Origin of the sequence: Mucilaginibacter roseus (assembly GCF_021215455.1) — a bacterium.
GTDB classification, from domain to species: Bacteria; Bacteroidota; Bacteroidia; order Sphingobacteriales; family Sphingobacteriaceae; genus Mucilaginibacter; species Mucilaginibacter roseus.
In genome coordinates this window covers 833,396-847,230 of sequence record NZ_JAJPWV010000002.1, presented here as the reverse complement: position 1 = coordinate 847,230, position 13,835 = coordinate 833,396, and the positions used below count along the sequence as shown (strand labels likewise).

Genomic DNA, 13,835 nt, shown 5'->3' with positions numbered 1-13,835 from the left:
TCATATAGTACACCCGACTTTTCGAGATAAGCTTTAGTATAGTATGCAGTTAGCAGTTGGCAATACGCAGTTATGTGTATCAAAACTTTACTTGTATGCTTATTGCTGGTGGTTAACTGTCCACCGCAAACTGTAAACTTAGCAATGGATATTAGAGAAGAACTTAAAAAACGCATACTGGTTATTGACGGGGCAATGGGTACCATGATACAGCGGTACCAGCTTACCGAGGCCGATTTTCGCGGTGAGCGTTTTGCCGCGCATCCGTCGGACTTAAAAGGTAATAATGACCTGCTTAACCTTACGCGCCCCGATATTATTAAGGCTATACATGCCGAGTATCTGGATGCGGGTGCTGATATTATTGAAACCAACACCTTCAGCACGCAGCGCATATCCTTGGCTGACTACCACATGGAGGAGCTGGGTTACGAAATGAGCTATGAAGGCGCCCGAATTGCCCGCGAGGTTGCTGACGAGTATACTAAAAAAACACCTGAGAAGCCCCGCTTTGTAGCAGGTGCTGTTGGGCCAACAAACCGTACGGCTTCCATATCGCCTGATGTGAACGATCCGGGTTACCGTGCCGTAAGCTTTGACGACTTGGCTGAGGCTTACTATGAGCAGGTACGTGGTTTGGTTGACGGTGGCTCGGATCTGTTGCTGGTTGAAACCATATTTGATACCCTGAACGCCAAGGCGGCCCTGTTTGCCATCCAGCGTTATGCGGACGAAAGCGGGAAGCATCTGCCTATCATGATATCGGGTACCATAACAGATGCATCCGGCCGTACACTTTCGGGGCAAACGGTTGAGGCGTTCTGGAATTCTATCCGTCATGCCAATTTGCTGTCGGTAGGGCTGAATTGTGCTTTGGGTGCTAAAGAAATGCGCCCATACCTCGAAGAATTATCTAACAAGGCTGATGTATTTATTTCGGCATACCCTAACGCGGGTTTGCCCAATGAGTTTGGCGCGTATGACGAAACCCCGCACGAAACCGCGCATCAGGTTGACGATTTTATAAAAGCCGGACTGGTAAACATAGTTGGCGGTTGCTGCGGCACCACGCCCGATCACATCGGCTGCATTGCGGAGCGTGCTGCAAGATTTGCACCGCGCCAATTACCGCAAATTGAGCCTCACCTGCGCCTGAGCGGTTTGGAGGCGGTTACACTGACACCCGAAACCAATTTTGTGAACGTAGGTGAGCGTACCAACATTACCGGTTCGCCAAAATTTTCCAAGTTGATTTTAGCCGAGGATTACGAAGCTGCACTGACCGTTGCCCGTCAGCAGGTAGAAGGCGGGGCCCAAGTGATCGACATTAACATGGACGAGGGCATGATCGACTCGGAAGCGGTGATGGTGAAATTCCTGAACCTTGTAGCCTCTGAACCCGATATTGCCAAGCTGCCTATCATGATCGATTCGTCTAAGTGGACGGTGATTGAGGCGGGTTTAAAATGCTTGCAGGGCAAAGGCATTGTAAACTCCATCTCATTGAAAGAAGGAGAGGAAAAGTTTAAAGAATATGCCCGTAAAATTTTAAGCTATGGCGCGGCCGTAGTAGTGATGGCGTTTGATGAAACCGGTCAGGCCGATTCATTGGAGCGCCGTATCGAGATATGCCAGCGTTCATACAATATACTGGTTAACGAGGTTGGTTTCCCTCCGCAGGATATCATCTTCGATCCGAACATCCTTACCGTAGCTACCGGTTTAGAGGAGCATAACAACTACGCGGTTGATTTTATTGAAGCTACCCGCTGGATAAAACAAAACCTGCCGCACGCCAAGGTGAGCGGTGGGGTAAGTAATATATCGTTCTCGTTCCGTGGTAATAACGTAGTACGCGAGGCTATGCACTCCGCGTTTTTATACCATGCCATAAAGGCCGGTATGGATATGGGCATCGTTAACGCCGGTATGCTGGAGGTTTATGAGGAAATACCAAAAGACCTGCTGGTATTAGTTGAAGACGTGCTGCTTAACCGCCGCCCTGATGCTACCGAGCGCCTGGTTGAATTTGCCGATACGGTAAAAAGCAAAGGCAAGGAGATTGTTAAGGATGAAGAGTGGCGTAAGGAATCGGTTGAAAAGCGCCTTTCGCACGCGTTAGTAAAAGGTATTGTTGAATACCTGGATGCCGATGTTGAGGAAGCGCGCCAGCAATACGCTCGTCCGCTGGAGGTAATTGAAGGGCCGCTAATGGATGGTATGAACATCGTTGGTGACTTGTTCGGCTCGGGCAAAATGTTTTTGCCGCAGGTAGTAAAATCGGCACGTGTAATGAAAAAGGCGGTGGCGTACTTGCTGCCGTTCATCGAGGCCGAAAAAGCGAAGAATGCTACGGGCAACGAACGCAGTAGCGCCGGTAAAGTGCTGATGGCGACCGTAAAAGGCGACGTGCACGATATTGGCAAAAATATAGTAGGCGTAGTTTTGGCCTGTAACAACTTCGAGGTGGTTGATCTTGGTGTTATGGTGCCCGCCCAAAAAATAATTGAAGAAGCTAAAAAGCAACAGGTAGATATTATCGGCCTCAGTGGCCTGATCACGCCGTCGCTGGATGAAATGGTGCATTTTGCCAAGGAGATGGAACGTGAAGGTTTTACCATGCCGCTGCTGCTTGGCGGGGCAACCACATCGCGCATACATGCCGCAGTAAAGGTGGCGCCCAATTATTCGGGTCCCGCCATACACGTGCTGGATGCATCGCGTAGCGTAACAGTGTGTAGTAACCTGATGAATCCCGCCTTGCGCGATAATTATGTTAACGGTATCAAAGAGGAATACGCTAAAGCCCGTGAGGCGCACCTGAACAAGCGCAGCGATAAACGCTTTGTAAGCATTGAGGATGCCCGCCGCATGAAGTGTAACATTAACCTGAACGGCGCCATACCTAACAAACCATCATTCACAGGTGTAAAGGTTATTGAATCATTCCCGCTGGAGCAGTTGCTGCCTTATATAGACTGGACACCGTTTTTCCATACCTGGGAGTTGCGCGGCAGCTATCCAAAGATATTTAACGACCAATACGTAGGGCAGGAAGCCAAAAAACTATTTGACGATGCACAGGTATTGCTTAAGCGCATTGTTGACGAAAAGCTGCTGCATGCAAACGGGGTAATCGGTTTTTGGCCGGCCAACAGCGTGGGCGATGATATTGAACTATATACCGATGAAACCCGCCAGCACGTCATCACTAAAATACACACACTACGCCAGCAGGCGGAAAAGGCTAAGGACGAACCGTATTATGCCCTCGCCGATTTCATCGCGCCAAAGGAAAGCGGTGTGCCCGACTATTGGGGTGGCTTCGCGGTAACCGCGGGTTTAGGCTGCGATGAGTTGGTTGCCGAGTTTGAAAATGACCATGACGATTATAACAGCATTATGGCTAAAGCCCTGGCCGACCGTTTGGCCGAGGCCTTTGCCGAAAAAATGCACGAACTGGTACGTAAAGATTACTGGGGCTATGCTAAGGATGAGGATCTGGATAACAGCGCTTTGATCAAGGAGGCATACCAAGGCATTCGCCCGGCACCGGGTTACCCGGCCTGCCCTGATCATACCGAGAAAACTACTTTGTTTGAACTGTTAAAGGCCGAAGACAATGCCCACATGCACCTTACCGAGAGCCTGGCCATGATGCCTGCCGCGTCGGTAAGCGGCTTCTATTTTGCGCATCCGCAGGCAAGGTACTTTGGTTTGGGCAAAATAAGCAAGGATCAGGTAACCGACTACGCTTACCGCAAAGGCATGACCATTGAAGATGCCGAAAAATGGCTGGGGCCGAATTTGAACTATTGATCCCCCCCGGGCCCCCTGAAGGGGGAGCTTTATATTATATTTAACAACTAACAGAATCTATATCCAAAAAATCCCCCTTTAGGGGTTAGGGGCTCCATGAAAATCACCGAACATATCAAAAACGCCAACGGCAAAACACTTTTTTCATTTGAGTTGATACCGCCTTTAAAAGGGCAAAGCATACAAGGCATATATAACGCCATCGACCCATTGATGGAGTTTAATCCCCCTTTTATTGATGTAACCTCGCTCCGCGAAGATTATATTTATAAACAACACAACAACGGCCTGCTCGAAAAGCTGAGTTACCGTAAACGCCCGGGTACCATAGCCATTTGCGCGGCTATCATGAATAAATATAAGGTTGATACCGTGCCACACATGCTTTGCGGTGGCTTTACTAAGGATGAAACCGAGAACGCGCTGGTTGATCTGCAATTTTTGGGTATTGATAACGTGCTGGTTCTACGTGGCGATGCTCGCCGTGGAGATGCCACCTTTATACCTACACCCAATGGGCATTGTTACGCCACTGAACTGTTACAGCAGGTGGTTGACATGAACAACGGCAAATACCTGCACGAAGATTATGGCGACATGATGCGTACCGATTTTTGCATCGGTGTGGCGGGTTATCCCGAAAAGCATTTTGAGGCACCCAACCTGAAATCTGATTTTCAATACCTCAAGCAAAAGGTTGATATGGGTGCGGAGTTCATTGTGACGCAAATGTTTTTTGATAACCAGAAATATTTTGAATTTGTGAATAAATGCCGTGAGCATGGTATCAATGTACCGATCATTCCCGGCTTGAAACCAATCACCGCGTCAAAGCAATTGGTAAGTCTTTCAAAAACGTTCTTTATTGATATGCCTGAGGATTTGGTGGATGCCATACAAGGCTGTAAGGACGAAAAGCAAGTAAAAGATGTGGGTATTGAATGGATGATAAATCAATGCAAGGAATTGGTTAACTTCGGCGCGCCGGTACTTCACTTTTACACCATGGGTAACCCTGGTCCTACAAAGCGCATTGCCGAGGCGATATTTTAACTGAATTATTATTACAACTATTTGATCTGAACCTTACACAATTTAATGAAAATTTACACCTTATTACTCGGCATGTTAATGCCCTTTAGTTTGCTTGCGCAGTCAAATTTTAAAGATGGATATATCGTCAAGAATACTGGCGATACCATCCGCGGAAAAATTGATCTTAGGGAATGGAATATCAACCCGGAATATATTGACTTCAAAGCTGCTGACGATACATCGCAACGCTACAAACCTGCCAACGTAAGCAGTTTTTATGTGCAGCCCGATTTTACTTATGTCAGTTATTCGGGCCGAGTGAGTAATAATCACAATCAGTTTCCAAATGTTGACAAGGAAAGAGATACAACCACCCTGCCGGCCACTGTTTTTTTAAAAGAGCTTGAAAGCGGCGACAGGTTATCATTATATGCACTTACAGACAATGTAAAACCGCGCTTTTTCTACAAAGAAAACGGGAAGCAACCGGTTGAACTTAATTATTACCGGTACTATTACCTCGATAGAAATCAAGAAATGGTATCGCAGGGCAGTGCTATATTACGTGAAGAAAAATTTTACGTCCAACAGCTGCTTAACCTTACAAGGGTACATCCGGATTGGGGAAATTACAGTTTGCAGGACTTTGAAAAAACAGCCTTTAACGAGCGCGACCTGTTGCGCCTGGTGCGCAAAATAAACGGCCAGAAAGAAATTAAAGGAGCACACGGGCAACCGGCAGCTCAATTTTATGTAGGGGCCGGAGTGGTGCTGGCGCGTACTACATTCCGTACTGTATCTTCATCAATAGCGTTTGATGATGTTTCGTCCAAGCCGGGTTTTAAGGTTGCTGCGGGTTTGAATTTCTTTAATAACCCGGTTACCCGGAAAGTGATATTCCGGGCTGAGCTTGCCGCTGAGTTTTTACAGGGCGAAGCTTTTCGTAGCGCACTTAATGCAGCCAATCAGCCTGAAACGCAGGTCTATCAAATCAAGCGCAATTTTATAAGCTTATCGCCCCAAGTAATTTATAATTTCTATAACGCCAACAATTTAAAAATTAACATAGGTGGCGGGGTGGCTTTTAGCTATAATAATTATACTAAGAACGGTATAAGTGATGACGCTATATTAAACGGCTCAGCTTATTATGCAACTTATGAGCTATCAAAGTTTATAGTTATGTTGCCTTTGCAGTTGGGCGTAATTGTTAACAAAAAAGTTGAGGCAGCGGTAAGTTACACGCTACCTCACCGTATTAATGCCGAACAATTAACCGGCGTTAAAATGTCAACCACTGCTCTCACTTTAAGATACGCATTCAATTAGCCTAATCCTTATTTAAATGAAAACCTTAATTACAATTTTAGCAACCCTGTTATGCCCGATACTCTGTGTTGCGCAGTCAAATTACCGCGAGGGCTACGTTATTCAAAATAACGGTGACACGGTTAAAGGATATATCAACGTAAAAGAATGGGATACTAACCCGCAATCTATCAGCTTTAAAAAGAGCGTAGCAGATAAAGGGGAAACCAAGTATACGCCACTAACCGTCAAAAGTTTTACGGCCGGCGACTATTCGTACCTGGCGTATATTGGCCACGTTAGCAATAACAAAAATGTTTTCCCTGATCTGGATACATACCGGGATACCACAACGCGCGTTGATACGGTTTTTTTGCATGAACTGATCAGCGGCTCAAAGGTTTCTTTGTATGATAAATTTCAGGATAACAAGCGCAGCTTCTTTTATAAAGAGGGCAATCAGCTGCCTGTAGAACTGATCTATTATAATTATTATGAGGATGGCTCTACTATCCGTACACTACCGGTTTACATATCGCAGGTTTTTGAACTACAAAAGAAATATAGCGGCGGCGATGTACGCCTTACTGATTTCGACAGGCTTAACTACCGTAAAGACGATTTGCTCAAAGTTTTTGAAAAAATTAACGGCGATGGCAAGCGCGTTCATAAATCTACAGGCGGGCACCAGTTTTTTGCAGGATTGGGTGGTGTGGTATCGCAAAACCGTTTTGTGGGCGATAACCAATTTATTACCGCCGGTACGGTAAACAGCTTTTCGCCAAGGATACATGCAGGTGTAGATATCTTTAATAACGTGGTTACCAAAAAACTGGTACTGCGCACTGAGGTTTCATTCTATTACAATAAACCTACTTTCGCAGGCGCAGACCCAATATATACCGGGGCTAAAAACAGGCAGTTTTACCAGTTTGAGCAATATAACGCTTCAATAACTCCACAGGTGGTTTTTAGTTTCTACAGTACTGCCGCTGCAAGAATATTTGCATCGGCAGGTATTGGCCTGAATTTCTCGTTTTATAAAAACAACCGTTTTTATGGTGATAACAATACCACTTCGTACTTAAATGTTCCGTATAAATTAGAGCGCTATTGGGCAAATTTCCCGTTGCAGCTCGGGGCTGTAATTGCCAAACGGTATGAGGTGGCTTTTACTTATATACCACGTGCCGCATATACCAATTATGTATTGTTCGGTGTAACATCAAGGGTGCTGGGGGTTAATTTGCGCTATCATTTGTAGAATAATAAAAGAGCCATACTTTAAAGTATGGCTCTTTTTTGTAAGGCTGTTTTTAAATCATCCGCCGAGGTAAAATGTATGCCGTCTATCCCAAGGTCAATTGCCGCTTTAACATTGCGCAGGTTATCGTCAATAAATACGGTTTCTTCGGCCTTTAAATTATACCTGTTTAATAAGATGTTGTAAAATTCCGCATGCGGTTTTCGTGTTTTCTCTACGCCAGACACTACCACACCGTTAAACTGTTTTAAAAACGGATATTCCTGCTCGGCAATCACGAAAGTTTCGGCACTCCAGTTAGTTAGTGCGTAAAGCTTAAACCGGTCGTCATTTTTTAGTTGATTAAAAATTTCAACGGTTCCTTTTATTTCGCCACCAAGCATTTCGGTCCACCGGCTATAAAACGCCCTAATGTTGTCTTCATGCTCCGGGTGTAGTTTTACCAGCAGCTCGGTACCATCTGCCAGGCTGCGGCCTGCATCCTGTTCCTCGTTCCAGTCAGGCGTGCAAACATTATCTAAAAAGTGAGTGATCTGCTCTTCACTATTGAATATCTTACGGTATAAAAGGCGTGGGTTCCAGTCTATCAAAACACCACCCAAATCAAAAATTATGGCTTTTATCATATCAATATAAAGTTATATGTACCGGGTAAATGTAAGCTTATTAATTTTTAACTTGCGTTAAGTGAAAGCGATGCTGTGCGGTTGGATGTCTCACTACAATGAAAAAACAACTAAACTATACACCATGAGTTTTCAAGATCAGCTCCGTTCACTTTTTGTTGATGAAAGCCAGATACCTGACGAGTTCAGGATTGAGGAAGTTCATCAGCGGGAATACCTCAGCAACGGCGAAATGAAACCCTGGGATGGCGACGTTACGGAAGTTTACTCGCCCGTTTGCCTCCCAACCCCCGACGGACTTAGACGCAAATTAATTGGCACCTATCCGGTTTGTACAGAAAAGGAAGCTATGGAAGCCCTTGATGCCGCTATTGCCGCATATGACAACGGTCGTGGCGAATGGCCTACCATGAGCCTTGACCAGCGCATTAAGTGCATGGAAAAGTTCGTGTACAAAATGATTGAGCAGCGCACGCTGGTGGTTAAACTGCTGATGTGGGAGATAGGCAAATCATACGCCGACTCGGCCAAGGAGTTTGACCGTACGGTGGAGTACATCAACGCTACCATCGACGGGTTAAAGGACATTGACCGCCAATCATCCCGCTTTGAAATGGCCGAGGGCATCATCGCCCAGATACGCCGCTCTCCTATAGGTGTGGTGCTGTGCATGGGGCCTTTCAATTATCCGCTTAACGAAACCTTTACCACGCTGATACCCGCGTTAATCATGGGTAATACTCTGTTGTTTAAACCACCTAAACATGGTACGCTGTTGCACTACCCTTTGTTAAGGGCTTTTCAGGAAGCTTTCCCGAAAGGGGTTGTAAATACCATCTACGGTCGTGGTGCCGATGTTACCCCCGGACTGATGCAAACCGGAAAGATCAACGTGCTGGCCTTTATTGGTTCGAGCAAGGTAGCGAATGGTTTAAAAAAGAGCCATCCTAAAATTAACCGGCTGCGTGCTGTTCTAAGTCTGGATGCTAAAAATGCTGCCATCGTTACCAAACATGCCGACCTGAAGTTGGCGGTAAGCGAATGTATATTGGGTTCGCTGTCATTTAACGGGCAGCGCTGTACGGCTATTAAAATGATATTTGTACACAAAGAGGTAGCCGATGACTTTTTGCGTTTGCTCAGCGAAAGTGTATCTAACCTGAAAATAGGCCTGCCCTGGGAAAAGGATGTAAAAATAACCCCGTTGCCCGAGCCGCATAAGCCTGATTATTTGAAAGAGTGTATTGAAGATGCATCAGCAAACGGTGCCAGGGTGGTGAATGAGAACGGCGGCGTAACGGCGGAGTCGTTTGTGTTCCCGGCGGTGGTTTACCCGGTTAATGATAAAATGAAGCTTTACCGCGAGGAGCAGTTTGGCCCGGTAATACCGGTAGTGCCGTACGAGTCGATAGAAGAACCGATACAGTATCAGATAGATTCGCCGCATGGTATGCAGGTGAGCATTTTCAGTAATGATGCCAAGGAGATATCATCACTGATTGATCCATTTGTGAACCTGGTGAGCCGTGTTAACATTAACGCACAATGCCAGCGCGGACCGGACGTTTTCCCGTTCACCGGTCGTAAAGACAGCGCCGAAGGCACCCTATCCGTGCATGATGCTTTGCGTTCATTCTCTATCCGCTCGCTGGTAGCTACCAAGCTCAATGATGCCAACAAGCAGATCATCAATGAAATTGTGCACGATAACGACTCGAATTTTTTGAGCACTAAGTTTATTCTCTAAAATTTTACAGGCTACGAAGAGCCGAAGCCTCCGCTCCGCGGGGGCTTTTTTTGTAATTACTTCGTTATAAGTGGTTTTGTTAACATTGCAATATTATATTTAGAGGTCGAAAAATTTGACACAACTATTGCTAAACCAACAATTAAAAACTATAATTGTCAAACAGACATATTAAACCTAAAAACAAATAATGAAAACACTTTCTACCGGTGACTACACCGTGTTTTTTGTGTACCTGATTATCGTATCGTTATACGGATTTTGGGTATACAAGCGCAAGCATAACGCTGATGCGACTTCAAAAGACTACTTTTTGGCCGAAGGATCACTTACATGGTGGGCAATTGGCGCTTCGTTGATCGCTTCTAATATTTCGGCCGAGCAGTTTATCGGTATGAGTGGTTCGGGCTTTAAAATGGGTTTAGCTATTTCAACTTACGAGTGGATGGCAGCCGCAACGCTTGTTATTGTGGCTATATTCTTTATCCCGGTTTACCTGCGTAATAAAATATTTACTATGCCGCAGTTTTTGCATCAGCGGTATAACGGTACGGTAGCCATGATTATGGCTGTGTTTTGGCTGTTGCTGTACATTGTAGTAAACCTGATGTCCATCCTTTACTTAGGTGCGCTTGCGGTAAGCGGTATTTCTGGCTTAAATCTCGAGCTTTGTATTGGTTTGCTGGCGGTATTCTCTATTATCATCACCCTGGGTGGTATGAAGGTAATTGGTTATACCGACGTTATACAAGTGTTTGTATTGATTTTAGGTGGTTTAGTGGCTACTTACCTGGCTATCGGGCAAATTAACGCAATATCAGGCTCTGCCGGCATAATGGGCGGTTTAAGCGTTTTACATACTGAAGTGAACGATCACTTTCACATGATATTTAATAAGGAAAACTCAAACTATATGGATTTGCCGGGCCTTTCTGTATTGATCGGCGGTATGTGGATTGTGAACCTTAACTATTGGGGCTGTAACCAATACATCACGCAACGCGCGCTGGGGGCTAACCTAAACACTGCACGCGGCGGTTTGCTATTCGCGGCTTTCCTAAAGCTGTTAATGCCGGTTATTGTGGTATTGCCGGGTATTGCGGCTTACTACCTGTATCAAAAAGGTATGTTCCAGCAGGAGATGCTGAGCGCTAAGGGAGTAGTTGATGTAAACAAAGCGTATCCATCGTTATTGAACTTGTTGCCTTCGGGATTGAAAGGTCTTTCATTTGCTGCATTAACCGCGGCCATTGTGGCCTCATTAGCGGGCAAGGCAAATAGTATCGCTACCATTTTTACGCTGGATATTTACAAAAAAGCCATCAAGCCTGATGCTACAGATAAGCAACTGGTATCATTAGGTAAATGGTCGGTAGTAGTATCAATGGTGTTAGGTGTGATATTATCACTCCTTATTGGCGATGCGTTGATGGGTGAAGGCAAGCAGGGCTTCCAGTACATACAGGAATACACCGGCTTTGTATCTCCGGGTATCTTTGCCATGTTCATCCTCGGTTTTTTCTGGAAAAAAGCTACGTCTAACGCGGCTTTATTCTCTACCATCGGGGGCTTTGTATTTTCAGTGATATTTAAGTTTTTACCGCAATGGACAGATCTTTCATTTATGGCGCCTTACGGTTTTGCTAAAGATAATGGCGCAGGCATTTATGAAATCCCTTTCCTTGACCGTATGGGTTTTGTGTTCCTGATCTGTATCATCGGTATGTACATCATCTCCAAAATTGATGCATCCAAAGGTATTAAGACTAACGGGTTAGAAATCGAATCATCGATGTTCCGTACTTCAAGGGCATTTACGGCCGGTGCATTGCTGATTGGCGGTATACTGGTAGCCTTGTACAGTATTTTCTGGTAGTAAAGTAAATTATGAAATAAAATAAGCGCCTGCATTAGCAATGCAGGCGCTTATTTTATTTTAAAGGAACGAGCGGTTTGTTAAACATGTGAAATAGGCTTGCAATAACAACCACCGCTATACACCCTATAGCATTCAGCCATAAATAGGCTACCACCTGGTAATAACCCATCACGCAGATGATGATTTCGGTAATAATTGCCGCCCAAAACACCGCCGGGCCTTTAATATGCTTTAAATAGAAGGCGACTACAAACACGCCTAATATGGTGCCGTACAGGTAGGAGCCCAGCTGGTTTACAGCCTCCAGTAAGTTACCCAGTTTGCTTGCATATAGTGCCATGACAATACTGGCCACCCCCCAGATTACGGTTGCTAAACGAGATGCATTTAAATAATTGCGGTCGCTGGCAGCAGGATTGATCACCCGCTTATAAATATCAACCACGCTGGTTGATGCCAGAGAATTTAGCGCGCTGGCGGTTGAGCCCATCGAGGCCAAAAACACAATGGCAATTAGCAGCCCTATTAATCCATGCGGCAGGTATCGGGTAACAAAGCTCAAAAAAACATAGTTGGTATCGTTAGTATCGGCTTTGGTATTGTTCTCCTTCATCAACGCAACGGCTTGCTTGCGTAGTTGAAGTGCCTGAGTATCGGCTTTTTTTAGTTCGGTTTTTGCTGCGGATACTTTGGCGGCATCATCACTTTCAAAAGCAGATACAAGGTTTTGAGCCGCTGCTTTGCGCTGTTCAAATACTTGCGTATGCTTTTGCTCAATAGCTTTATATTGCGGAGCATAAGCACTGTTTTTTATCTGGTCAACCTCGTAACTATTAAAAAATACCGGTGGCTTGTTAAACTGGTAGAACGCGAAAACCAGCACACCTATCAGTAGTATCAAAAACTGCATAGGTATTTTAATCAGTCCGTTCATAATTAACCCCAGGCGGCTTTGCGCTACCGAGCTGCCGGTTAAATACCTGCCTACCTGGCTTTGATCGGTACCGAAATAGGAGAGCTGCAGAAAGAAACCGCCGATGAGTCCGCTCCAAACGTTGTAGCTGTTGTCCGGATCAAACTTCCAGTCGATCACGTTCATGCGGCCAAGTTTGCCGCTTAGTTTCAGCGCGTCAACAAAGCCCACATTTTCAGGCAGTAGTTTTACTACCATTACTCCGGCAAAAAACATCCCTAAAAATATAATGCTCATTTGCAGCATTTGGGTGTATGATACCGCTTTGGTTCCGCCATAAACGGTATAGAAAATTACCAGTCCACCTATGGCCAAGGTGGTGTAGGTGGTATCGATATGTAAAATGGTTGACAGGATAATGGATGGCGCATATATGGTGATACCTGTTGAAAGCCCGCGCTGCACCAGGAAAAGGAATGAGGTGAGCACCCGCGTTTTCAGGTCAAAACGTTGCTCCAGATACTCGTAAGCGGTATAAACTTTTAACCGGTGAAATATGGGTACAAAGGTGATGCATAGCACAATCATGGCCAGCGGCAGCCCGAAGTAGAATTGCACAAAGCGCATCCCATCGCTATAAGCCTGCCCGGGAGCTGAAAGAAAGGTGATAGCGCTGGCCTGCGTAGCCATAACCGAGAGGCCTACCGTATACCAGGGCAGCGAGCGGCTGCCTACTAAAAACTGGTCGGTATTTTTATTACTGCCACTTTTCCATAGGCCATAACCAATAATGGCAAGCAGGGTAACGGCAAGTACTATCCAGTCGGTAAGCGTCATTCAAATATTTTGGTGGTGAGCCAAAATACAGAAATAAGAAGAACCAGCCAAACACCTACCAAGATGTAAAACTGGTTCCAGTTACGTATAAATGAGGGTAGTCCGTTATTATCAGACGTTTTCACGACCCCTTACCAGGAATTTTATAAATAAGGCAGCAGTTAACAAGCCGAAAACACCACCTACTGGTATGTAGATCAAGCCCCTGTCAACAATAGCGCCAACAAACATGCCGCTGATCAGTGCTACTACGTAATAAATGTAGTCGTATTTTTTTGCTTCCTCTTCTTGTTTATGTGAGTGGTGATGATGTGACATAATAAATCTCCGTTTCTTTACCCGCAAAAATATTGATTATATTTTCATTGGCAACATTAATTAAGTATTACTATGCGTTTAACCCGCAA

General features: G+C 45.2%; 9 protein-coding genes. 6 read left to right on the top strand and 3 right to left on the bottom strand.

All coding sequences use genetic code 11. The annotated features are described in order from the left end of the window. The first annotated feature begins 144 nt into the window (after positions 1-144). From metH to LT679_RS08575, 4 genes are all read left to right on the top strand, one after another. Positions 145-3,819 carry a methionine synthase gene (gene metH, locus LT679_RS08590; RefSeq protein ID WP_232177043.1) on the top strand — a complete coding sequence of 1,225 codons (3,675 nt, stop codon included), beginning with the start codon at positions 145-147 and terminating at the stop codon, positions 3,817-3,819. A gap of 96 nt (positions 3,820-3,915) precedes the next feature. Then, entirely contained in the window at positions 3,916-4,872 is a 957-nt protein-coding gene (gene metF / locus LT679_RS08585) for a methylenetetrahydrofolate reductase [NAD(P)H] (protein WP_232177042.1), read from the top strand. 45 nt (positions 4,873-4,917) lie between these two features. After that, positions 4,918-6,183 (top strand): outer membrane beta-barrel protein, encoded by a 1,266-nt coding sequence (locus tag LT679_RS08580; protein WP_232177041.1) that lies wholly within the window; start codon positions 4,918-4,920, stop codon positions 6,181-6,183. Between the two features lie 16 nt (positions 6,184-6,199). Continuing rightward, on the top strand, positions 6,200-7,426 hold the full coding sequence (locus LT679_RS08575; protein ID WP_232177040.1) for a hypothetical protein: 1,227 nt from the start codon (positions 6,200-6,202) through the stop codon (positions 7,424-7,426). 20 nt (positions 7,427-7,446) lie between these two features. Here the strand turns inward: LT679_RS08575 and LT679_RS08570 are convergent, their stop codons facing one another. After that, a complete protein-coding gene (locus LT679_RS08570; protein WP_232177039.1) occupies positions 7,447-8,052 on the bottom strand; it encodes an HAD family hydrolase in 606 nt (201 codons plus the stop codon). A 124-nt stretch (positions 8,053-8,176) separates the two neighbouring features. Between LT679_RS08570 and LT679_RS08565 the strand changes: the two genes are divergently transcribed. Together LT679_RS08565 and LT679_RS08560 are read left to right on the top strand one after the other, a co-directional pair. Then, positions 8,177-9,799, top strand: coding sequence for an NADP-dependent glyceraldehyde-3-phosphate dehydrogenase (locus LT679_RS08565; RefSeq protein ID WP_232177038.1), 1,623 nt, complete (start codon positions 8,177-8,179; stop codon positions 9,797-9,799). Between the two features lie 190 nt (positions 9,800-9,989). Next, positions 9,990-11,675, top strand: coding sequence for a sodium:solute symporter family transporter (locus tag LT679_RS08560; protein ID WP_232177037.1), 1,686 nt, complete (start codon positions 9,990-9,992; stop codon positions 11,673-11,675). A gap of 55 nt (positions 11,676-11,730) precedes the next feature. On the opposite strand, the gene LT679_RS08555 is transcribed toward LT679_RS08560, so the two are convergent. Then, on the bottom strand, positions 11,731-13,428 hold the full coding sequence (locus LT679_RS08555; RefSeq protein ID WP_232177036.1) for a sodium:solute symporter: 1,698 nt from the start codon (positions 13,426-13,428) through the stop codon (positions 11,731-11,733). 111 nt (positions 13,429-13,539) lie between these two features. After that, positions 13,540-13,746, bottom strand: coding sequence for a hypothetical protein (locus LT679_RS08550; RefSeq protein WP_232177035.1), 207 nt, complete (start codon positions 13,744-13,746; stop codon positions 13,540-13,542). Between the last annotated feature and the right edge of the window lie 89 nt (positions 13,747-13,835).

Excerpts from the sequence above, each read along its gene's own strand:
- metH (WP_232177043.1), top strand. The coding sequence starts at position 145 with ATGGATATTAGAGAAGAACTTAAAAAACGCATACTGGTTATTGACGGG.
- metF (WP_232177042.1), top strand. The coding sequence starts at position 3,916 with ATGAAAATCACCGAACATATCAAAAACGCCAACGGCAAAACACTTTTT.
- LT679_RS08580 (WP_232177041.1), top strand. The coding sequence starts at position 4,918 with ATGAAAATTTACACCTTATTACTCGGCATGTTAATGCCCTTTAGTTTG.
- LT679_RS08575 (WP_232177040.1), top strand. The coding sequence starts at position 6,200 with ATGAAAACCTTAATTACAATTTTAGCAACCCTGTTATGCCCGATACTC.
- LT679_RS08570 (WP_232177039.1), bottom strand. The coding sequence starts at position 8,052 with ATGATAAAAGCCATAATTTTTGATTTGGGTGGTGTTTTGATAGACTGG.
- LT679_RS08565 (WP_232177038.1), top strand. The coding sequence starts at position 8,177 with ATGAGTTTTCAAGATCAGCTCCGTTCACTTTTTGTTGATGAAAGCCAG.
- LT679_RS08560 (WP_232177037.1), top strand. The coding sequence starts at position 9,990 with ATGAAAACACTTTCTACCGGTGACTACACCGTGTTTTTTGTGTACCTG.
- LT679_RS08555 (WP_232177036.1), bottom strand. The coding sequence starts at position 13,428 with ATGACGCTTACCGACTGGATAGTACTTGCCGTTACCCTGCTTGCCATT.
- LT679_RS08550 (WP_232177035.1), bottom strand. The coding sequence starts at position 13,746 with ATGTCACATCATCACCACTCACATAAACAAGAAGAGGAAGCAAAAAAA.